This is a genomic window from Mesorhizobium sp. P2_D5, assembly GCF_056404355.1.
This window is the reverse complement of sequence record NZ_JBFUEE010000001.1, coordinates 1,317,626-1,340,242: the sequence shown is the minus strand read 5'-3', so window position 1 is coordinate 1,340,242 and position 22,617 is coordinate 1,317,626. Positions and strand designations below refer to the sequence as shown.

The following is a 22,617-nucleotide window of genomic DNA, read 5'->3' as shown; positions in this document are numbered from 1 at the left end:
CATCATACGCCTGATCGTTTTTAAGAAAATGCGACCTTTTGTTGCATCTTCAGATCATGCGCAAATGTTAGGCAACCTTGATTTCCTTCATCGCCTTCTCGAAGGCGGTCTTGATCGGCTTGGTGACGTCCTCGGCCGCCTTGGAGGCGACGGTCTGGAAGTCCTTGGCCTGCTCGACGGTCATTTCGACGCGCTTGCGCAGGAAGGCGGTCTGCAGCTCGACGACTTCCGACAGCGACTTGGCGCCGATCAGGGCTTCGAGATGCGAGAAACCAGCCTCGGCATTGGCGCGGAGAGCGGAAATGGTCTTGAGCGACAGGTCGCTGGAAACGGTCTTGGCGGTCTCGTAGGTCGACTCCAAAGCCTTCTGGGTCTCCTCGGCGCCGGTCTTCAGCTTGGCGTAGGCTTCCTTCGACTGCTCAACGCCCTTTTCGGCGAAAGCGCGCATCTGGTCGGTAGCCTTGGAAGCGTCGAAGCTCGGGAATTCAACGTTTTCGATCGTGTCGGCAGTTTTGGTCCTGGACATTTTCCATCCTTTTCAGCGTCAGCGGCTTTGACAGAAAGCCGTCTCGTTCATGTATGATGGCAATATAAAGGCAAATTTTGTGCATTGCAATATCTTTGTTGCAGTGCACCATAAATTTCTTCGGGCCGTTAACCAAGAGGCCAGATTCCAGCCTTTGCACGTTCTGGCTTGTGGACCTTCGCGCCGCCGGCTTTTATTAACAAAGCGTTAACCGCAATTTGCCGCTCCGTGAGGGTTCGCCAAGCGCATGCCGTCCGAATATTCCTTCCTCGACGTCGCCGTGCTCGAAGCAGTCCGCCAGCGCTTTGCCGCCGGCGACGCGATCGCGATTCTTTCGACGGATCTGGAGCAGGTGATCTGGGCCAATGGGCCAGGAGCCGCGGTGTTCGGCTACCCCGACATCGAAGCGATCATCGGCGCCTCCGCGCAGTTGCCGTTGGTCGCCAGACGCCAGATCATGGCGACCAGCGGATTTCCCGAGATCAGCGGCGACCGCGCCATCACGGTCCGGCTGGCAACCGGCATGACCAGCCGTGCCGTCGGCTTCCTGGCCAGTGCCGTGACCATGCCGGACGCCGAAAAGGCGATCATGCTGACCGTGCCGGCGGCGCAGACGGGCTCGCGTAGCGCCGGCGAAATCGCTGCTCGCGCCATCGGCGGCCTTACCGAAGACGGCCATTTCATCGCCTTTGTCGATGCCAGGGGAAACGTCGAGGCCGCCTCGGAAGGATTTGCGGCACTCGGCATCTTGCCGGAGACTCTGGCGGCGCTGGTTGCCGACGTCGCGGATGAGAGCGACCGTATCGTCAAGCGCCTCGTGCCTGGTGGCGCGACCTCCTATCCGGCAGGGCTGGCAAGATTGACTGAGGAACGGCATCTGCTGGTGGTGATCGACGAGGACCAACTCGACGACACGTCCGCTGCCGACGACAGTGTCGCGGACGCGCAAGCGCCAGCCCAGGTTGAAACCACGGCTGCGGAAAGCACGATTGCCCGGCCGGAACCGGACCAGAACAACAGACCGGCAATCGACATCGAACACCCCGCCGTGGACGAACCGAGCGTTCTGGAAGCCGCCGAGATTATCCCGATGCCGGCAGCGCCTGAGAATGCGTATCCATCGGGGCAGCCTGTGGAGGCGGCCGATAACGACCCGGGAACTGCCGACGCGACGCCGGCGCAGCACGATCATTGGTACTTCAATGCCGGTGAAGACGACACGCAACAGGCAGACCGGGCCGCTGCCGCCGAGCCGGTTGAGCCCCCTGCCGCCGTCGCGAAGGGTGCGGCGGAAATCCCGACGCAGCGCGACACCAAGGCCGCCGCCCCTGTCGAACGCCCGGTCGCGCGGTCTATCGACCGCACGGCGGCGCCACTACGCTTTGTCTGGCGCACCGATGCCGAAGGCAAGTTCAGCACGCTGTCTCCGGAATTCGCCGACATTGTCGGCAAGCCGGCCGCCGATGTGATCGGGCGGCGCTTCAGGGATGTGGCGGCCACTTTCGGCCTCGATCCCTCCGGCGAGATCGCCGGCTTGCTGGAACGCCGCGATACCTGGTCCGGCCGCTCCGTGCTGTGGCCGGTCGCCGGATCCGACCTGAAGCTCCCTGTCGACCTCGCGGCGCTGCCTGTCTATGGCCGCAGCCGTGCTTTTGAAGGCTTCCGTGGCTTCGGTGTTGCCCGGGCCAGTGACGCGGTCGTCGATCCGGAAGCCATCGGCATGGCGCTGGTGCCCAACGGCAAGGCCCCGGAGACGCCGGAGCCGCAAGCCGTGGAACCCGTGCCTGAACAGCCCAAGGCTGAAGCGCCGAAAGCCCAGGAGCCGAAGGTCGAGGAGCCGAAGGCATCGGACCCGTTCCAGGGCGAGGTGCCGGCGCTGACCATCGTGCCGAAACCGGAGCGACGCTTTGCCGACAAGGTGATCCGGCTGGCCGAACATCGCCAGCCAGCCAACGATAAGGGCCTGTCGACGCTGGAGCGAAGCGCGTTCCGTGAGATCGGCGAAAGGCTGAAGAAGGACAGTTCCCCGGTCGAGCCGCCGGAGGCCGAGAAGCCCAGCCTGGACAATCCCAGGGAACGGACCGCCGAGACACATGCCGAGGCTGCGGCAGTCGGCGAGATTCCGTCAACAGCGGATGTGGCCTCGCACGAAGGGCCGACGCTGGCCAGCGAAATCCCGGCGGCGGAGCCGGAGACGATGCGGGCCGAGACGGATGTCGATGCCGAGGACGAAGCGGATCTGGCACGGCTTGACGGCGGTCACCCGGACGAAGCGGGTCATGAGGCACCCTCCGACACCCTGCCGGGTTCGTTGCTCGACTATGCCGACCGTGATGATGAACGCGGTCCTGTTGCGGACAACAGCGACGGGGCCCCGGTTTCCGAACCGGTGGCGGCGCAACCAGAGATCACCGAGCCCGTCGCCACCGGCAAAGGGCCGGTTGTAGCCGATGCGACACATGACGCTGTTGATGACGACAGCATGACATCGGCGGATTTTCGCGATGCCGAGGATAGTGAAGATTGGGTACAGCCCAACGAGGAAGCCGCTGCCTCTAACGAAAAGGCGTCCGCGTCCGTCGCGGAAACAGCCGGCGCAACCGGCGCCGCAGCACGCATCGCGCGCCCACGCCTTAATGTGCCGCCGCTCAAGGTCGAAGGGTTCGTGCCGTCGGCCTTTTCCGCCGGAGATGAGCACAAGGCTCCTGATACCTCGCTTCTCAGCAAACTGCCGGTGCCGCTGCTCATCCATTCCGGCGACCAGTTGCACTATGCGAACGAGGAATTCCTCAACCTGACCGGCTATGAGGCGCTCGAAGACCTGGCGGATGCCGGCGGCCTCGGCGCGCTGTTTGCCGACCCCTACGCCCACGATGGGACCTCCGACGGCACCGATCGCGCCTTGCGACTGAAGACGCGCGATCGGCAGGAATTCCCGATCGAGGCTATCCTGCGCTCCGTCCCCTGGCGTGACGGCAAGGCATTGATGCTGGTCGTGCGCCGCACCGGCGAAGATGACGCGCCGGCGGCCCTGCATGTGGTTGGCGACGAGCAGACGCAGCCCGACATTCCCGAGCTCAAGGCACGCATCGCCGAGATGCGCACCATCATCGACACCGCCACCGACGGGGTCGTGCTGATCGGCCGTGACGGCACCATCCGCTCGATCAGCCGGCCGGCCGAAGCGCTGTTCGGTTTCGACAGCGACGAAGTGACCGGCAAACCGTTCGCCTCGCTGTTTGCGATAGAAAGCCAGCGTGCGGCGCGCGATTATCTCAACGGACTGTCCGAGCCCGGCGTGGCGAGCGTCATGAATGACGGCCGCGAGGTGATCGGGCGCGAGGCGCAGGGCCGCTTCATCCCGCTGTTCATGACCATCGGCCGGCTGCCCAACGACAGCGGCTTCTGTGCCGTCGTGCGTGACATCACGCAGTGGAAACGGGCCGAAGAGGACCTGACCCAGGCACGCGCGGTGGCCGAGCGTGCGTCCTCGCAAAAGACCGATTTCCTCGCCCGCATCAGCCACGAGATCCGCACGCCGCTCAACGCCATCATCGGCTTTTCCGAACTGATGGTCGACGAGAAGTTCGGACCGGTCGCCAATGACCGCTACCGCGACTATCTGCGCGACATCAATCGCTCCGGCAACCATGTGCTCGACCTCGTCAACGACCTGCTCGACATCTCGAAGATCGAGGCCGGCCAGCAGGAGATGGCCTACGAGGCGGTGTCGCTGAACGACACGCTGGCCGAGACGGTGGCGATGATGCAGCCGCAGGCCAACCGCGAGCGCGTCATTATCCGCTCCAGCTTCGCGTCTCGGCTGCCGGAAGTGGTGGCCGACCTGCGCAGCGTGCGCCAGATCGCGCTCAACATCCTGTCGAATGCCATTCGCTACACCCAGGCCGGCGGCCAGGTGATCGTCTCCACCGCCTATGAGACGTCAGGCGACGTCGTCATGCGGGTGCGCGACACCGGCATCGGCATGAGCCACGCCGAGATCGAGCAGGCACTGAAGCCGTTCAAGCAGATCAACGCGTTGAAGCGCGGACGTGGCGACGGCACGGGGCTTGGACTCCCGCTGACCAAGGCGATGGTCGAAGCCAACCGCGCCCGGTTCACCATCAACTCGACACCGGGTGAAGGCACCCTGGTCGAGGTCGCGTTTCCGTCGACCCGCGTGCTCGCCGAATAAGCAATTCCGGAAAACAGACCGACCTACAGCGCAGCGCGTCCGATCAGATTCAGGCGATGCGCTTTTGGTCTTTATCCTTGTGCATGTCGTTCTCCCAAACCGGGAGCACTTTTGGGCGGCATGGAGCAGCAAAAGAAAAGGCGCCCAAGAGGACGCCTTAAGAGATGGGATTGCTGTCACAACGGGGCTTGAGCGAATTCAGATCCTCCGGGGGCAGAGGAACGGGATTTCTCCCTCAAGTTACGTGCGACTATCGACGCCGGGCCTTAACAACTCCTTACCGGCGCCGCCGAAAGTTTACGAATGTGTACCACTCATGAAATCTAGGTAAATTCTCGCGACATATTTGGTTAACCATGCCTGCCCGGTCACTCGGCCAGCTGCGGCAGGTTCCTGAACAGCTCCAGCGCCTCGGGGTTGGCGAGCGCCTCCTTGTTCTTGATGGCGCGGCCATGCACCACGTCGCGCACGGCGAGCTCAGTGATCTTGCCTGACTTGGTGCGTGGGATGTCGGTGACAGCGACGATCTTGGCTGGCACGTGACGCGGGCTCGCCCCGCTGCGGATCTTGGAGCGGATGCGTTTTTCCAGATCGTCATCCAGTTCGACGCCGGCCGCGAGCCGCACGAACAGCACGACGCGCACGTCGTTGTCGAAATCCTGGCCGATGCACAGAGCTTCCAGAATCTCCGGCATCTGTTCGACCTGGTTGTAGATCTCCGCCGTGCCGATACGCACGCCGCCCGGGTTGAGCGTGGCGTCGGAGCGGCCATGGATGATCATGCCGCCATGCACGGTCCATTCGGCGAAATCGCCATGGCACCAGACATTGTCGAAACGCTCGAAATAGGCGGCCTGATATTTCTTGCCCTCGGGATCGTTCCAGAAGCCGATCGGCATCGATGGAAACGCCCTGGTGCAGACCAGCTCGCCCTTCTCCTGGCGGATCGGCTTGCCGTCGTCGTCCCAGACATCGACGGCAAGGCCAAGGCCAGGTCCCTGGATCTCGCCGGTCCACACCGGCTGTGTCGGCACGCCGAGCACGAAGCAGGAGACGATGTCGGTGCCGCCGGAGACCGACGCCAGATGCACGTCCTTGCTGATGCCGTCATAGACGAAGCGGAAATCCTCCGGTGACAGCGGCGACCCGGTGGAAGAAATCGCCCGCACGCTCGAAAGATCATGCGTGCGGATCGGCTTGAGACCGGCCTTGCGCACGGAATCGATGAACTTGGCCGAGGTGCCGAAAAAGGTCATCTTCTCGGCATCGGCGAAGTCGAACAGCACATTGCCGTTGGGGTAGAAGGGCGAGCCGTCATAGAGCAGCAGCGTCGCGCCCGAGGCGAGCCCCGAAACCAGCCAGTTCCACATCATCCACCCGCAGGTAGTGAAGTAGAAGAAGCGGTCGCCGTCGGTGAGACCGGCATGCAGCCGATGTTCCTTGACATGCTGGATCAGCGTGCCGCCGGCCGAATGGACGATGCATTTGGGAATGCCGGTCGTTCCCGACGAGAACAGGATGTAGAGCGGATGCGCGAACGGCAGCCGCTCGAAGGTGACGGGCTTGACGGCGAAGGGCGAAAGCGCCTCTTCCAGCGCCACGGCCTTATCGATGACATCAGCGACATCGCTCGAGGTGCCGAGATAGTCGACGACCAGAACCTTGCGCACCGTGCCAAGCTTGGCCGCGACCGCGGCGATCTTGTCGGCGACCTCGATCGCCTTGCCATTGTACCAGTAGCCATCGGGCGCGATGAAGACCACCGGCTCGATCTGGCCAAAGCGGTCGAGCACGCCCTGCTCGCCGAAATCGGGAGAGCAGGACGACCAGACGGCGCCGATCGAGGCGGCAGCCAGCATGGCGGCGACGGTCTCCGGCATGTTGGGCATCATCGCTGCGATGCGATCGCCCTTCTTCACCTTGAGCGACAGGAAAAGCTGCTGCAGCCGTGACGTCAGCGCCTGCAACTCGTTCCACGACAGTCGGCGCTCGACCTTATCTTCGCCGCGAAACACGATTGCCTCACCAGCGCCGGTCTTCTTGAGCAGATTCTCGGCGAAATTCAGCGTCGCGTCGGGGAAGAACGAGGCACCAGGCATCCTGTCGCCGTCGACGAGCACGCGCTCGCCCCCATTGGTCCCCTTGTCGCCGACGATACCGCCGAAGTCCCAGACCAGGTTCCAGAACCCTTCGCGGTCCTCGACCGACCAGCGGTGGAGCTCCGAATACGAAGAAACCTCTACGCCGGCTTTCACTGCCGCAGCCTTTGTGAAAGCGGTCAAGGGTGCTGCATCAATCTGGTCTTGCGTCGGGGTCCAGAGCGGTACTTCGGCAGCCATGATCGTTCCTCCACGGTCGCCACCGCTTATGCATATCGCAGCGCAGCAGAGCAAGATTTTGTTCGGTCAGTGAGACCAGATGTGCGCAAATGCCATCGCCGGGCCATAAAGACTTGAAATGCCTCAGCCCTAAGTCGTAGTGACGACTGGGGTTACACCCGTCAGGCGATTTTTGTCGGAATGGAAACATACGGGGCGATATGCCATCAACTTTGATCCGGCGCGGAATATGGGCGATCGGCGCTGCCGTGCTCGTCATCGCGCTGGTCGTTGCCGCCCTGCCGCTGATCGCCTCCACCCGAATCGTGCGTGACCGCATTGCCTGGGAGATGAGTGCGTGGAGCGGCTTCCGGGTCGCCATCGACGGCTCGCCGCGCATCGAGGTCTGGCCGAAATTCCGCGCGATCCTGACCGATGTGACGCTTTCGCAATGGACCGACACCGAGGCGCCGCCGGTGGTCGAGGCCGAGCGAGTCGAGGTTGACCTTTCCGCCATGGCCGCCTTGCGCGGCGACGTGGAGTTTTCGACGGCGCGGCTGGTGCGGCCGACGATCCGGGTTGAGCGAACACCGGCCGGCTTTTTCCTGCCCGCCGTCCCGACCGGCGGGCGCATCACGCGTTCCATCGACACGGCGCGCGGCGTGGTCAATGCCGACCCCGCCAAGCCCGACCTCGACAAGCTGCCGGCCGACACGTTCGGCACGGTGGAGTTCCGCGACGGCCGCATGGTGGCGTCCATCGCCGGCAAGGATGTCGAGATCCTGAGCAGCCTGTCCGGCCAGGCGAATTGGGCGGCGATGAACAGCAATGCGACGCTGTCGGCAACCGGGATCTGGCGCGGCGAAAGCGTCGCGCTGGACGTAGCCTCGCCGAAGCCGCTTGTACTGTTTGCCGGCGGTACAGCACCGCTGACGCTGTCCTTCAAGGCGGCGCCCGCGACCTTCTCGTTCGACGGCACGGCCAGCATGTCCGAAAACGCTTACTTCGACGGCCAGGCGAAATTCTCGGCACCTTCGCTGCGGCGTGTCCTGGAGTGGTCGCAGGCCGGCATTGCGCCGAGTGCTGCGATCGGTTCGGTCAGCATTTCGAGCAAGATCACGGCGACGGCAGGGCGAGTCAAATTCGACAACACCGCGATCGCGCTGGACAACAATCCGGGAATGGGCGCGCTGGATCTCTCGTTGGGCGAGGCGCAACCGGTGATCTCCGGGACGCTCGCCTTCGACACGCTCGACCTCAGATCGTTTCTCTCGGCCTTCACGCCGCTGGCGCCGACCGGAGGGGCGGAACCCGGCGACATCGACACAAGTTTCGCCGACAAGGTCAACCTCGATCTCAGGCTGTCGGCAGCGCACGCTACGGCGGGGCCTATCCAACTCGCCGACGTCGCCGCCACCGCCCAGGTCAAGGATGGTCTTTCCGTCTTCGATATCTCCGATGCCTCGGCCTTTGGCGGCAACATCCAGAGCAGCCTTCGCTTCGACCGCAAACCGGAAGGCTCGCAGGTCGAGATTAAGCTGCTGGCGTCCGACATCGATGGCGGCGCCTTCGGCACGGCGGCTGGGATGACCCGGCTGGTGCCGGTCGCCACCGGAACGGTCTCGGTGATCCTCAAGGGACCAGGCAGAACCTGGGACTCCATCTTCGACAATGCCGACGGCTCGGTCTCCGCGACGTTCGGACCGGGTGTGTTGAGCAAGCTCAACCTGCCCGCCTTCCTCAAGCATACCGAACAAGGCGGCTTCTTCGCGCTCGACGACGTCTCCGACGGAACATTGCCGATCGACGGTGCCGAGATCAAGGCCAGCATCACGAAGGGCGTGGCGCGGATCGACAAGGCCGAAGCCAATTCGGCGAAGTACAAGCTCTGGCTGTCCGGGATCGCGTCCTACACCGGACGAGGACTGGCCTTGTCCGGCGGTATCATTCAGCCGGACCAGGCGGCAACGCAGGCCAACGGCCAGCAAGGCCCGATCCAGTCATCCTTCTTCGTCGGAGGAACGTGGAGCACGCCGTTCATTTCCCCGATCAGCCGCGGCGTTTCTGGCGAATAGACCTTACGGCCGGTTTATCCTGAAGCAATTCCCTATGAAAAACGCTGCGCGCTTTTCCCGGAATTGCCTCAGCCGCGTTGTGCGGCCCGCTCGTCGAGTTGGCGCTGCACCTCACGCCGCTTGTTGGCGACCGAGGCGATGATGACGCCGACCGCGACAACGGCGATCAGGATCGTGCAAGCGGCGTTGATCTCCGGCGTCACGCCGAGACGCACCTGGCTGTAGATCTTCATTGGCAGCGTTGTTGCTCCAGGCCCGGAGGTGAAGCTGGCGATGACCAGATCGTCTAGCGAAAGCGTAACGGCCAGCATCCAGCCGGACACGATCGCCGGCATGATGACCGGGAGCGTGATCTGGAAGAAGGTCTTCACCGGCGTTGCGCCAAGATCCATCGCAGCTTCTTCCAGCGAGCGGTCGAAGCTGACTAGGCGCGACTGCACGACGACGGCGACGAAGCACATGGTGAGCGTGATGTGGGCGAGCGTGACGGTCAGGAAACCGCGGTCGAGACCGACGGCGACAAACAGAAGCAACAGCGACAGGCCGGTGATGACTTCCGGCATGACCAGCGGCGCAAAGACCATGCCTGAAAACAGCAACCTGCCCCTGAACCGCGTGTAGCGGGTCAAGGTGAGCGCCGCCAGCGTGCCGAGCACGGTCGCCACCGTGGCCGAAATGACGCCGACGCGGGCCGTGACCCAGGTGGCGTCCATCAGGCCCTGGTTGTGGAACAGGGAAACGTACCATTTGGTCGAGAAACCGCCCCAGACGGTAACCAGTTTCGACTCGTTGAAGGAGAAGACGATGAGCAGGACGATCGGCAGGTACAGGAAGGCAAAGCCCAGCACGATCGAGGTGACGTTGAATCGGCTCCAGGTGGTGTTCATTTGTCCTGCTCCTGGGCGCGCGCCTGGGCCTGCTGGAAGAACATGATCGGCACGGTCAAGAGCAGCAGAAGGATGACGGCCACGGCCGACGAGACCGGCCAGTCACGATTGGCGAAGAACTCGTTCCACAGCGTCTTGCCGATCATCAGCGTCTGCGATCCACCGAGCAAATCGGGAATGACAAACTCGCCAACGGCGGGGATGAACACCAGCAGACAGCCGGCGATGACACCGGGCAGCGACAGCGGGAAGGTGATCTTCCAGAACGCGCTGGTCGGCGGGCAACCAAGATCCTTTGCGGCCTCGATCAGCGAATAATCCATCTTTTCGAGCGACGAATAGAGCGGCAGTACCATGAACGGCAGGTAGGAATAGACGATACCGATGAAGATCGCCGTATAGGTGTTGAGGATGATCAAGGGCTGGCTGATGATGCCTGTGGCCAGCAGCAGCTGGTTGAGCAGCCCCTCCGGCTTGAGGATGCCGATCCAGGCATAGACGCGGATCAGGAACGAGGTCCAGAACGGCAGGATCACCAGCATCAGCAATGTCGGGCGGATCGTTGCCGGCGCGCGTGCCATGCCATAGGCGATCGGGTAGCCGACGATCAACGTCAGGACCGTCGAGATCGCGGCGATGATGACGCTTGTCACATAAGCGTTGAAGTAGAGGGCATCCTGCGTCAGCCAGGCGTAGTTGTCGAAGCTGAGCGCGCCAAAGCCGGCGAAGAACCCGGAGATACCGTCCTTGAAGTCGAGCACCGGCGTGTAGGGTGGCATGGCGATCGCCGTCTGCGACAGCGAAATCTTGAAGACGATGATGAAGGGAACGAGGAAGAAGAAAAGAAGCCAGACATAGGGGACGATGATGACCAGGCGGCCGACGAAAGCCGCTCCCAGCCTGGCCAGGATGGACTTGTCGGCATTGGTTGCCGGGGCTGATGAGGCGGTTGCGGCGGCGTTCGACATGACCGCCCCCTACCGCGTCAGCACGACGCCGGCGTCGGGCCGGAAGGAAACCCAGGCGCGGTCGTTCCAGCTCAGCGGATCCTCGGTGATGCGGGCCGCATTCATGGTGCTGGCGCGCACCATCTGCCCGTCATCCAGCCTGACGTGAAAAACGGTCATGTCGCCGAGATAGGCGATGTCGTAGACTTCGCCTTCAAGTGCATTCACCGCATCGGCCGGCTTCTTGGACGAAATCTTGATCTTTTCCGGCCTGATGGCGAACACGATATCGGCGCCTGCAGCCGTCTTGGCGGCGTTGTCGACGACGATCTGGGCCCCGCTCGAACCCGCGATGCGTGTCGTGTTTGCGGTCTGCTCGGCGACCTTGCCCTCGAACATGTTCACGTTGCCGACGAAATGGGCGACAAAGCGCGATGTCGGGGCTTCATAGACTTCGGCAGGCGTCGCCACCTGCATCACCTCGCCCTTGTCGATGATGGCGATGCGATCGGCCATGGTCATCGCTTCTTCCTGGTCGTGGGTGACGACGACGAAGGTCAGGCCGAGATTCTGCTGCAGGTCCATCAGTTCGAACTGCGTTTCCTCGCGCAGCTTCTTGTCCAGCGCGCCGAGCGGCTCGTCGAGCAACAGCACCTTCGGCCGCTTGGCAACCGAGCGGGCGAGCGCGACGCGCTGGCGCTGGCCACCGGACAATTGATGCGGCTTGCGCTTTGCGAACTGTTCGAGCTTGACCAGCTTCAGCATCTCGGCCACGCGTGACGCGATCTCGGGCTTCGGCATGCCGTCCTGCTTGAGGCCGAAGGCGATGTTGTTCTCGACCGTCATATGCGGGAACAGCGCATAGGACTGGAACATCATGTTGACCGGCCGGCGATAGGGCGGAATGCCGCGCAGATCCTGGCCATCGAGCAGGATGCGGCCAGCCGTCGGCTCCTCGAATCCGGCGAGCATCCTGAGCAGCGTCGACTTTCCGCAGCCCGACGCGCCGAGCAGGGCGAAGAACTCGCGCTCGAAGATGGTCAGCGACAGATTGTTGACGGCGGTGAAGTCACCGAACTTCTTGGTGACATTGTCGAACTGGATGTATGGCTTGGCGTTCGGGTCGTTCCACGGCGCAAAATCCCTGCGGATGCTGCCAAGCGATTTCATGTCCCACTCCGTCCTGTGTCTTGCTTCTTGCCCCAGAAAGAATCGGTCCCGGCAGGTGGCTGCCGGGACCGTCTCGGATTGCTATTGGCCGGTGACGATCTTGGTCCAGCTGCGTGTGATCAGACGCTGGGTCTTGGGATCGTAAGGCTGGACCGTATAGAGCTTCTGCAAGGTCGCCGCGTCGGGATAGACTGACGGGTCGTCGAGAAGCGCCTTGTCGACGAACTGCTGCGACGCCTTGTTGCCGTTGGCGTAGAGCACATAGTTCGACGATTTGGCGATCACTTCCGGCGTCATCATGTAGTTGATGAATTCGAGCGCCTCGGCGACATGCGGCGCATCGGCAGGGATCGCCATCTGATCGAACCACATCTGAGCGCCTTCCTTCGGCACGGAATAGCCGATTTCCACGCCCTGCTTGGCCTCGACCGCGCGGTTGCGAGCCTGGAACACGTCACCCGACCAGCCGACGGCCAGGCAGATATCGCCGTTGGCGAGTGCGTTGATGTACTCCGAGGAGTGGAACTTTCTGATGTAAGGCCGGACCTTGAGCAGGGCCTCCTCGGCCTTGGCGATATCGTCAGGCGAGGTGCTGTTGGGGTCGAGACCGAGATATTTCAGCGCCGCCGGGATGATGTCGGCCGGTGAATCCAGCACATAGACGCCGCAGTCCTTCAACTTGGCCAGACTGTCCGGATTAAAGAACACATCCCAGCTGTCGATCTTGTCGGTGCCGAGTGCCGCCTGCACTTTCTTGATATTGTAGCCGAGACCAACCGTGCCCCACATGTAGTTGACCGAGTATTCATTGCCGGGGTCGTATTTGGCGGTTCGTTCCGAAACCGTGTCCCACATGTTGGAAATGTTCGGCAGTTTCGACTTGTCGAGTTTCTGGAACACGCCGGCCTGGATCTGGCGCGCGAGGAAGTTGCCGCTGGGCACGACCACGTCATAGCCGCTGCCGCCGGCAAGCAGCTTGGTTTCCAGGATTTCGTTGGAATCGAAGGTGTCATAGACGACCTTGATGCCGGTTTTCTTGGTGAAATCATCGATGATCGAACTGTCGATATAATCCGACCAGTTGAAGACGTTGACGACGCGATCTTCGGCATGGCCGCCGACGGTGAAAAGCGTCAGAAATACCGAGGTCGCCGAAAGCCAGAGCGCTTTGCGGATCATGCTATTCTCCTTTGATGAGTGTTCCTTCGCCGGCTCGTCGCGGACCCCGCGCGGCCGGGCATTTGTTTCAGACTATTGAGCTTTCCAGGAAGCAACAAGCGCCAACTGCCGACAGCATGCGGGCGGTTCGATGAGCGGCGGGTGGTGGGTTTGTGTCCCTGTCGCTGCCTGGGAGGCGTGCGGATACCGTCAAAGGCTTTCGCCGTGGCGGGGGCAGAGATACGACGATGTGGTCCGGTCTCGATCTGACCGGCAGGGAGACTTGGCAAGATACGCCTGTCTTGTTGTTGCGTGGTCTCAGCCTGCCCGTGCGGCAGCGAATTTGTCAATGGCAAAGCTTGCACGCCGCATCAATTAGGCGATGGCACCCCTGTGACCCCTGCACGCTCGGGTCGTGCCTGGCGCTTGAATTCGAGCCCGATATGGACGAGCAACGCCGTCACCACCACCCCGCCGCCGATGATGGTGCGCTCCGATGGCACTTCGGAATGGACGAGCCAGACCCATATCGGGCCGAGGATCGGCTCGAACGTGCCGAGCAATGCGGCGACGGCCGCCGGGATCAGCCGCGCCCCGGTGGCAAAGAAGGCCAGGCCAAGACCGAGATTGACTACGCCGAAGGCAAACAGAAAGCCCATGTCACTGGCCGACACGGCGAATGTCGATGCCTGCGAGGCGGCAAAGCCCGCCGCAAGCATGGTGCCGAGACAGGTCGCCGGCGTCATGCGAACGCTGGAAAACCGCCGGGTGATGACGGTGGCGATCGAGAACATGACAGCAATCAAGAGCGCCAGCCCGTCGCCTATCGGCGAGACGGCGCCATTGAGCGATTCCGACACCATGATGGCGACACCGGTAATGACGGCCGCGATCGCCAGCCAGGTCGCGACACTCACCCTCTCGCGAAACAACGCCCAGGCAAACAGCGCCGCCAGAAGCGGCACGCCGGCCTGCATCAGCAGGATGTTGGCGACGGTTGTGTAGGCAAGTGCGACGACGAAGGCGGTCGATGCCGTGGCGAAGCAGAGCCCGACGGCCAGGCCGGGCAGACCCATGTCGCGGAACAATTTCAGCGTGCCGCGCCAGCCGTCACGCCAGACCATGAAGCAGATCAGGAAGGCCGCTGCCCAGACGGAGCGCCAGAAAATAACCGTCCAGCTGTCGCCGACGGCGATGAAGCGGGCGATGGTGCCACCGAAACTCCACATCAGCGCCGACAGGAACACCAAAAGCATGCCGACGCGTTCCTCGCGCGGCGAGACGGTCGACAAAACAACGCTCGGTGATGGTGCTGTGTCGGTCATGGGCGCGACTGTCGGGCTTTTGTGGACGGGACGATGCGCAAGGGACGACAAAAAGATACTCCGTTCGCGTAACGCAAAGGCGAAGGCCGGGGGTGAGCCAGAGATCGACGACAATTGTGGCACCCGGCCCGGCGTCACTGGGGGCCAGCGTCACTGGAAGTCGAAGGCACTCAGGCCCGTCACCATCTCGTCGAGGCCAAGCGGACGCGTCACCGGCGGCTCGGCACGCGCCAGACAGCCGACGCGTTCGCAAAGCCGGCAGGCGGGCCCGACCGGCGTCGCCGTGACGCTGCCCGCCTTCGCGGTGGCAGCCGCGCCGGGAAGTGCCGCGCCATAGACGATGTCGTCGCGAAAGCCGATGTCGCAGCCAAGCAGCAACGCCGTGCGGCGCGGACGCTCGGAGAAGGCGCCTTGCGGACCTTCCAGCGTGCGGGCAATGCACAGGAACTCGGCGCCGTCGGGCATTTCCACCGCCTCGACGAAGATCTGGCCGGGCTGGGTGAAAGCGACATGCACGGGCAGCTTGGGACAGCCGCCACCGAAGCGGCTTTGCGGAAAGCCCTGGCTGCCGGCCTTGCGGAAGCGGTTGCCGGCATTGTCGACCTCCAGCATGAAGAACGGCACGCCCTGGACGCCCTGCCGCTGCAGCATGGTCAGCCGGTTCGCCGCCTGTTCGAAGGAGACGCCGAAGCGCGAACGCAGAACGTCGATATCATAGCGGGCGCGAACGGCAGCCGCATAAAAGGCCTGGTAGGGCATCATCAGCGCATGCGCCGCATAGCGGCCGAGTTCGAAACGGGCGAGACGGCGGGCCTCGTCGGTGGTCAATTTGAGCGCCTGGATCTCGCCGGCGACCGCGACCGTCATGCGGATCAGGCAGGCTTCCATCGCCACTTCGCGCAGCTGATCGAACGGCGACAGCCGTTCGGACAGGAACAGGCGCTGCGAGTGGCGATCATAACGGCGGCGCCAGTTCGGCATGGTGGCGACCGGCAGCACCTTGACCACGATGCCGTATTCGCGCTTCAGCCAGGCCTTCAACGCGCCGAACAGATCGTCGCCGGGATCAAGCACCGAGGTGAACGCCGCGGCCTCTTCCTCGAGTGCCGCGAAATGGTTGGGCCGGCGCTCGAAAATCTCGTGCACCTCGTCTATCGGCAAGCGAGCGCCGGAAAGTGCGGTCGCCCGACCTTCGCGCGCCAGGAGCTCGTTGAGGTCGGACAGGCGCTCGGCCTGCTCGCGATAGGCGCGGAACAGTTTTATCACCGCCGCCGACGCGTTGGGCGCCGCCTCGGCAAGCTCGATCAACTCCTGATCTCCCGGCAACTCGCCGACCAGCAGAGGATCGGTGAACACTTCCTTCAAGGCAGCGACGGACCCCCTTGCCTCGCCCTGCAGTTCGTGCGGATCGACCTTGTAGACGGACGCCAGCTTGAGGATCAATTGCACCGTCAGCGGCCGCTGGTTGCGCTCGATCAGGTTGAGATAGGACGGCGAGATACCGAGCCCCTCGGCCATCGCCGTCTGCGTCAGGCCCTTGGCGTTGCGGATGCGCCGAATGCGCGGCCCGGCAAAGATCTTCTGGTCAGCCATCACCTGTCCTTGACAAGAATTTACACCACTTTCGCGGCGACCCCACGCCCGCCTCTTTTACAATCATGACAAATTTACAACGGCTTCCTGTCAAACACAACACAGGTTTTCCCCTATTTCAAGCTGATTTCCTTGATTTCTCTGGCCCATTTCGCACCGCAATGTAAATTCAGTCATATCCCGGTGCGCAGATCATTGGCGCCGGACACGGGTGTAGCAATCCTTCGGAGTGACCAATGACTGACTTTTACAACCTTGTCCCCTCGGCGCCGGAAGGTCGTTTCGACGGCATCGAACGGCCCTATTCGCCGGAGGATGTGAAGCGGCTGCGCGGTTCGGTTCAGATCCGCCAGAGCGTCGCGGAAATGGGCGCCAACCGGCTGTGGAAGCTCATCCACGAGGAGGACTTCGTCAACGCACTCGGCGCCATGTCCGGCAACCAGGCGATGCAACAGGTGCGCGCCGGGCTGAAGGCGATCTACCTGTCGGGCTGGCAGGTTGCCGCCGACGCCAACACGGCTGGCGCGATGTATCCGGACCAGTCGCTTTATCCGGCAAACGCGGCGCCCGAACTGGTCAAGCGCATCAACCGCACGCTGCAGCGCGCCGACCAGATCGAGACCTCGGAAGGCAACGGGCTTTCGGTCGAGACCTGGTTCGCGCCGATCGTGGCAGATGCGGAAGCCGGTTTCGGCGGGCCGCTCAACGCCTTCGAGATCATGAAGGCCTTCATCGAGGCAGGCGCGGCTGGCGTCCACTACGAGGATCAACTGGCGTCGGAAAAGAAGTGCGGCCATCTCGGTGGCAAGGTGCTGATCCCGACCGCGGCGCACATTCGCAACCTCAACGCCGCGCGCCTTGCGGCGGACGTGATGGGCACGCCGACCCTGGTCGTCGCGCGCACCGATGCGGAAGCCGCCAAGCTGCTGACGTCCGACATCGACGAACGCGACAAGCCTTTCGTCGACTACGGCGCCGGGCGCACCGTGGAAGGCTTCTACAACGTCAGGAACGGCATCGAACCCTGCATCGCCCGCGCCGTCGCCTATGCGCCTCACGCGGACCTGATCTGGTGCGAGACTTCGAAGCCGGACCTGGCGCAGGCCAAGAAATTCGCCGAAGGCGTGCGCAAGCATCACCCCGACAAGCTGCTCGCCTACAATTGCTCGCCATCGTTCAACTGGAAGAAGAACCTCGACGACGCGACGATCGCCAGATTCCAGAGGGAGCTTGGCGCGATGGGCTACAAGTTCCAGTTCATCACGCTCGCCGGCTTCCACCAGCTCAACTACGGCATGTTCGAACTGGCGCGCGGCTACAAGGCACGGCAGATGGCGGCCTATTCCGAGTTGCAGGAGGCTGAGTTCGCGGCGGAGGCCAATGGCTACACCGCGACCAAGCATCAGCGCGAGGTCGGCACCGGCTATTTCGACGCCGTGTCGATGGCGATCACTGGCGGCCAGTCGTCGACCACCGCCATGCACGAGTCGACCGAGCACGCGCAGTTCAAGCCGGCCGCCGAATAGCAAACAGAACAACACAGAGGAAACGCCCAACAGGGCATGGAACACAAGGAGAAGACCAATGGCATCGATAAGCCGTGTCAAGGAACGCGCCGAAGAACAGGCCACAACGATGACCGTCGACCAGCAAGCGACGATCCGCATGCTGGCCAATGATCTGCACCGCCTCAACCAGTCGGTGATGAAGGCAGTCGAGGCCGGCGTCTCGGTGGAGCTCGTGCGCTCGGCACGGCATCACGGCGGCGACGGAAACTGGGGCGATCTCTTGATCCCAGTGATCGTCACGCAGCAGAGCCACAGCTGATCGAACTCGCGCAACCGACCCTTCACCTGCGCAGTCTCTGCGCAGGTGAATTTTCTTTTTATGAAGCCCACCTGTGGACAGTTGAGTACAGTAGCGTTGCTTGAAATTCACTGTTCCCAGGGATGATTTCGGGGACTTTTATTTCAACTTGACATAGGCGGCGATCTCACGCCAATTGCGCTCCAGATTCAACTCTGCATTGAAATAGGGGCGAGCTTCTTGGCCGACTTGTGTGCCCAGTGAACCGCGAAGGCGAGACTCCAAGACACCTGAATTTTGTTGCCCGCGACTCGAACACAGAGACGATCCGCGATCCATCGCAAGTGCTCGTCGTCTGCAAATCGCCGATCAATCGCGTGGTGATTTCGAAGATCGTCGAGCGATCCGGGCTCAAGCCAATCTCGGAATCTCCCGACATGGCGGTAAAGATCCTGCGGTCCCTCATTCCCGGTGCGGTTGTCCTTGACGGCGGCGCCGACAACAAGGACTGCGACAATCTGATGGCCAGCATCGACGCGTTGCGGCGAGCCTCCGGCAAATCGCTTCCGGCGGTGATCCTCCTTTCAACCAAGAATGGCACGCCGGAGAGCCTGGGCCTGTCGAGCGTCATAGACGTGGTGGTCGCCAAGCCGATCACACCCGAACGGCTGCAGCCGGTGATCGATCGCCTGATCAACCGTTAAGCGATTTCCGTCCGGAATTGCGCAAAATAGGAAGGCCCCGCGATCAGTCCGGATTGACGATGCTTTCGACCAGTCCGGGCAGTTGTCCGAGATCGGATATCTCACGGAAGCGTGGCTCGGTCACTGGAGCCTCGACATGCTCAAGCACCCAGGTGAGTTCATGCGGCACATGGACACCCCAACCACCGGCCTCGATGGCCGGCACCACGTCCGACTTCAGCGAATTGCCGACCATCATGCTTCTTGCCGGACCATCGCCGTGGCGGCTGAAGAGGCGGGCATAGGTGGCGGCACTCTTGTCGCTGACGATCTCGATCGCATCGAACAGATCTCCGAGGCCTGATCCAGCCAGCTTGCGCTCCTGGTCGAAGAGGTCGCCCTTGGTGATCAGCACAAGGCGGAATGCGCCGGCAAGCTTCTCGATCGTCTCGCGCGCATGCGGCAGTGCCTCGATCGGATGGCTCAGCATCTCGCGGCCGGCATCGAGAATTTCTGAAATCACCGAAGCCGGCACGCGGCCTTGCGTGACCTCGATCGCCGTTTCGATCATCGACAGCGTAAATCCCTTGATGCCGAAGCCATAGACGGCAAGGTTGCGTCTTTCGGCCTCCAGCAATCGTGCCGAGATGTGCTCGGCTTCGCCATGATCGGCAAGCATGGCGGCAAAGCGCTTCTCCGTCATGCGGAAGAACTGCTCGTTTTGCCAGAGCGTGTCGTCGGCATCGAAGCCGATCGTCGTCAATTTGCTTTCGTGCCGCATGCAAAGTCTCGATTGGGATCGGGGTCTCGATTAGGATTGGGAAACTAAGCCGATTGGCGTGATTTTCAACCGTGTCGGCCAATGCCCGACGTGGCTCCCCTTCCCTTCCACAGGGGCGCACGGCTATACTCCACAATCCGCAACCCAATCTGGTGAATGATGCCGCCTGCAAAAAAGGAAGTCCGTCCGTCGAGCCGCGGAGGACGGGCGCGCACGCCTGCCTTCGTGAAAAACCAACGTGGCGTCAAGAACTGGAAGGAAGCCAGCGCCTGGCTGGAATGGCGCGGCATCGAAGACATCGAGTGCATCACACCTGACCAGGCCGGCGTCGCACGCGGCAAGATGATGCCATCGAAAAAATTCACCTCCAACACCTCGCTGGCACTGCCGTCGGCTGTCTTCATGACGACGATTTCCGGCGGCTATCCCGAGGATGGCAACGGCTTCCACTATCCGGAAGACGATGGCGACCTCAAGCTGATGCCGGATCTGTCGACGCTGACGGTGGTGCCCTGGGAAGAAGACCCGACGGCCGCGGTCATCTGCGACCTCGTCCACCAGGACGGACGCTCGGTCGAGTTCACGCCGCGCAATGTGCTGAAGCGCGTGCTTGCCGCCTACGACAAGCGTGGACTGAAGCCGGTGGTGGCGCCCGAGATCGAGTTCTACCTGGTGCGCAAGAACCCCGATCCGGACTATCCTCTGACGCCACCGGTCGGCCGTTCGGGGCGTGCCATCGGCGGTGGCGCCGGCTATTCGATCGCCGGCGTCAACGAGTTCGACGAACTGATCGACGACATCTACCATTTCTCCGAGGGCCAGGGCCTGGAGATCGACACGCTGATCCATGAGGAGGGCGCCGGTCAGCTCGAAATCAACCTGCGCCACGGTGACCCGATCGAGCTGGCCGACCAGGTGTTCATGTTCAAGCGCACCATTCGCGAGGCCGCGCTGAAGCACGAGATCTACGCCACCTTCATGGCCAAGCCCATCCAGGGGCAGCCGGGCTCAGCCATGCATATCCATCAGTCGATCATCGACAAGAAGACCGGACAGAACATCTTTTCGGCAGAGGACGGCTCGGAGACCGAAGACTTCTTCCATTTTATCGGCGGCATGCAGAAGCATGTGCCGAACGCGCTGGTGATGTTCGCGCCCTATGTCAATTCCTACCGCCGGCTGACACAGGCAGCGTCGGCTCCGGTCAACAACAAATGGGGCTATGACAACCGCACCACGGCGTTCCGAGTGCCGCGCTCGGATCCGGCGGCGCGGCGCGTCGAAAACCGCATCCCCTCCTCCGATGCCAATCCCTATCTCGCGCTGGCGGCATCGCTCGCGTGCGGGCTGATCGGCATCACCAACAAGATCAAGGCCGAGCCTCCCGTGCTGACCACTGCCAACGCGGCCGAGATCGACCTGCCGCGCAGCCTGCTCGAAGCAGTCGACCTGTTCGAGGGCGATGAGGAACTTTGCGCACTGCTCGGCAAGTCCTTCGCCGCGACCTATGCGGCGATCAAGCGGGCGGAATTCGAGACGTTCATGGAAGTGATCAGTCCGTGGGAGCGGGAGTATCTGCTGCTGAATGTGTAGGAGTAGCGAGTAGCGAAGGTACCCGATATTTTTCTATTCGCTATTCGCTATTCGCTTTTCACCTCCTCCTTCTGAATCACCGAGTCTTTCCTCCATCATGCCCTACCAATCCCCGATTTCTCCCGGCCGTTCCTGGTATGAGGACACCGGCGGCCCACGGCCGGAATATCCGGCGCTGGATCGCGACCGAACATGCGACGTCGTCATCATCGGCGGCGGTTTCACCGGTTTGTCGGCGGCTGCTCACCTTGCCAAGGCAGGCACGAATGTCGTGCTGATTGAAGCCTACCGCTTCGGCGATGGCGCCTCCGGGCGCAATGGCGGCCAGCTTGGCACCGGCCAGCGCGCCTGGGTCGAGGACCTGGAAGCCGAATACGGCCTCTCCCGCGCCAAGGCTTTGTTCGACCTTGCCGAAGAGGCGAAGGCGCATCTCCTCGAGTTTGCCGCCGCCAACCAGATCGATATCGACTATATGCCGGGCCAACTCTCGGTGGCGCACAAGCCGCGCTATGTCGACGACTACAAGGCGCATGCCGAGATCATGGCGAGCCGTTTTTCCTACCCGTATATCTCGTTCATGGATGCCAAACAGACGGCGGAGCGGCTGGGCTCGACCGCCTATTTCGGCGGCACGCGCGACACCGGCACGGGCCACATCCACCCGATGAAACTGGTGATCGGCACCGCGCGGGTGGCGGCGCAAGCCGGCGCGCAACTGTTCGAGGAGACGCCATCGACCGGCATCATTTCCAGTGGCGGAAAGGTCAAGGTTTCGACACCGAGAGGCACGCTGACAGCGCAGAAATGCCTGATCGCGGTCAACGCCTATGGCGGCACACTTGAGCCGGTGAGTGCCGCGCACATCATGCCGATCGGGTCGTTCATCGGCGCAACTGTGCCGCTGGGCGCGGACTCGACAGTGCTGCCGGGCGGCGAGGCGGTCGACGATTCCCGCTTCGTCGTGCGCTATTTCCGCAGATCGAAGGACGGGCGGCTGCTGTTCGGAGGACGTGAAGTCTATGGCGTCAACGATCCGAAGGACATCCACATCCACATCCGCCGTCAGATCGTCGAACTCTATCCGGCACTTAGGGATGTCGAGATCACGCATGGCTGGGGCGGCTATGTCGGCATCACAGTGCCGCGCAAGCCGTTCGTGCGCGAAGTGATGCCCAATGTGATCTCGGCCGGCGGCTATTCCGGCCACGGCGTCATGCTGTCGAACTTCTTCGGCAAGCTCTATGCTGAAACCGTCGCCGGCAACCGCGACCGGCTGAAGCTGATCGAGGATCTGAAGATCCCGCCATTCCCCGGTGGCCGGCGCTTCCGCGCGCCGCTGCTGTTCCTGGCGCTCAACTGGTTCGCGTTGCGCGACAGGATCTAGAAGCTGTTCTGTCCAGGTGGAATTGGGAGCGTGATCTCCTGCGAAACCGCATGGTCACTTTTCGGGATCGTGGTCCGGACGGACAGGATCGCTCTCATCTATGTAATATTGCTGTAATATTTGTTGCCGTAACGGCACATTGCAGAATCCCCTCCAAAGGAGCAGAATCCCTGATG

At 62.5% G+C, this 22,617-nt stretch carries 16 protein-coding genes; 7 read left to right on the top strand and 9 right to left on the bottom strand.

The genetic code is table 11. The features are described from left to right. Positions 1-67: 67 nt before the first annotated feature. The gene (locus tag AC1DYW_RS06285) at positions 68-526 is read right to left on the bottom strand and encodes a phasin (RefSeq protein ID WP_477225446.1); all 459 of its coding nucleotides are present in this window, start codon (positions 524-526) and stop codon (positions 68-70) included. 247 nt (positions 527-773) lie between these two features. On the opposite strand from AC1DYW_RS06285, the gene AC1DYW_RS06280 reads away from it, so the two are divergent. After that, positions 774-4,721 carry a PAS domain S-box protein gene (locus tag AC1DYW_RS06280; RefSeq protein WP_477225445.1) on the top strand — a complete coding sequence of 1,316 codons (3,948 nt, stop codon included), beginning with the start codon at positions 774-776 and terminating at the stop codon, positions 4,719-4,721. 368 nt (positions 4,722-5,089) lie between these two features. On the opposite strand, the gene AC1DYW_RS06275 is transcribed toward AC1DYW_RS06280, so the two are convergent. Continuing rightward, positions 5,090-7,060, bottom strand: a complete 1,971-nt coding sequence (locus tag AC1DYW_RS06275) for an acetoacetate--CoA ligase (RefSeq protein WP_477225444.1) — start codon at positions 7,058-7,060, stop codon at positions 5,090-5,092. 200 nt (positions 7,061-7,260) lie between these two features. Between AC1DYW_RS06275 and AC1DYW_RS06270 the strand changes: the two genes are divergently transcribed. Further along, positions 7,261-9,114 carry an AsmA family protein gene (locus AC1DYW_RS06270; protein WP_477225443.1) on the top strand — a complete coding sequence of 618 codons (1,854 nt, stop codon included), beginning with the start codon at positions 7,261-7,263 and terminating at the stop codon, positions 9,112-9,114. 68 nt (positions 9,115-9,182) lie between these two features. Here AC1DYW_RS06270 and AC1DYW_RS06265 read toward each other — a convergent pair whose 3' ends face one another. From AC1DYW_RS06265 to AC1DYW_RS06240, 6 genes are all read right to left on the bottom strand, one after another. Then, positions 9,183-10,001, bottom strand: a complete 819-nt coding sequence (locus AC1DYW_RS06265; RefSeq protein WP_477225442.1) for an ABC transporter permease — start codon at positions 9,999-10,001, stop codon at positions 9,183-9,185. Beyond that, positions 9,998-10,969: an ABC transporter permease subunit gene (locus AC1DYW_RS06260; RefSeq protein ID WP_477225441.1), complete on the bottom strand. Its 972-nt coding sequence runs from the start codon at positions 10,967-10,969 to the stop codon at positions 9,998-10,000. Before AC1DYW_RS06260 ends, AC1DYW_RS06265 begins: the two co-directional genes overlap by 4 nt. 9 nt (positions 10,970-10,978) lie before the next feature. Further along, positions 10,979-12,118, bottom strand: coding sequence for an ABC transporter ATP-binding protein (locus tag AC1DYW_RS06255; protein ID WP_095088558.1), 1,140 nt, complete (start codon positions 12,116-12,118; stop codon positions 10,979-10,981). 81 nt (positions 12,119-12,199) lie between these two features. Further along, positions 12,200-13,297, bottom strand: a complete 1,098-nt coding sequence (locus AC1DYW_RS06250; RefSeq protein WP_095088560.1) for a polyamine ABC transporter substrate-binding protein — start codon at positions 13,295-13,297, stop codon at positions 12,200-12,202. Between the two features lie 350 nt (positions 13,298-13,647). Beyond that, positions 13,648-14,601: a DMT family transporter gene (locus AC1DYW_RS06245; RefSeq protein ID WP_477225440.1), complete on the bottom strand. Its 954-nt coding sequence runs from the start codon at positions 14,599-14,601 to the stop codon at positions 13,648-13,650. 150 nt (positions 14,602-14,751) lie between these two features. After that, a complete protein-coding gene (locus AC1DYW_RS06240; RefSeq protein ID WP_477225439.1) occupies positions 14,752-16,194 on the bottom strand; it encodes a helix-turn-helix domain-containing protein in 1,443 nt (480 codons plus the stop codon). Between the two features lie 236 nt (positions 16,195-16,430). Here AC1DYW_RS06240 and aceA point away from each other — a divergent pair, with 236 nt between their 5' ends. The 3 genes from aceA to AC1DYW_RS06225 all read left to right on the top strand — a co-directional run bounded on the left by aceA (position 16,431) and on the right by AC1DYW_RS06225 (position 18,704). Continuing rightward, positions 16,431-17,720, top strand: coding sequence for an isocitrate lyase (aceA, locus tag AC1DYW_RS06235; RefSeq protein ID WP_477225438.1), 1,290 nt, complete (start codon positions 16,431-16,433; stop codon positions 17,718-17,720). 58 nt (positions 17,721-17,778) lie between these two features. Then, positions 17,779-18,021: an SMc00767 family acetate metabolism repressor gene (locus tag AC1DYW_RS06230; protein WP_095088567.1), complete on the top strand. Its 243-nt coding sequence runs from the start codon at positions 17,779-17,781 to the stop codon at positions 18,019-18,021. 230 nt (positions 18,022-18,251) lie between these two features. After that, positions 18,252-18,704 (top strand): ANTAR domain-containing protein, encoded by a 453-nt coding sequence (locus tag AC1DYW_RS06225; protein WP_457152492.1) that lies wholly within the window; start codon positions 18,252-18,254, stop codon positions 18,702-18,704. Between the two features lie 43 nt (positions 18,705-18,747). On the opposite strand, the gene AC1DYW_RS06220 is transcribed toward AC1DYW_RS06225, so the two are convergent. Continuing rightward, positions 18,748-19,464 (bottom strand): HAD family hydrolase, encoded by a 717-nt coding sequence (locus AC1DYW_RS06220; protein ID WP_477225437.1) that lies wholly within the window; start codon positions 19,462-19,464, stop codon positions 18,748-18,750. 156 nt (positions 19,465-19,620) lie between these two features. On the opposite strand from AC1DYW_RS06220, the gene AC1DYW_RS06215 reads away from it, so the two are divergent. Together AC1DYW_RS06215 and AC1DYW_RS06210 are read left to right on the top strand one after the other, a co-directional pair. Beyond that, positions 19,621-21,057: a glutamine synthetase family protein gene (locus AC1DYW_RS06215; protein ID WP_477225436.1), complete on the top strand. Its 1,437-nt coding sequence runs from the start codon at positions 19,621-19,623 to the stop codon at positions 21,055-21,057. A 97-nt stretch (positions 21,058-21,154) separates the two neighbouring features. Next, positions 21,155-22,441, top strand: coding sequence for an NAD(P)/FAD-dependent oxidoreductase (locus AC1DYW_RS06210; protein WP_477225435.1), 1,287 nt, complete (start codon positions 21,155-21,157; stop codon positions 22,439-22,441). Positions 22,442-22,617: the final 176 nt, after the last annotated feature.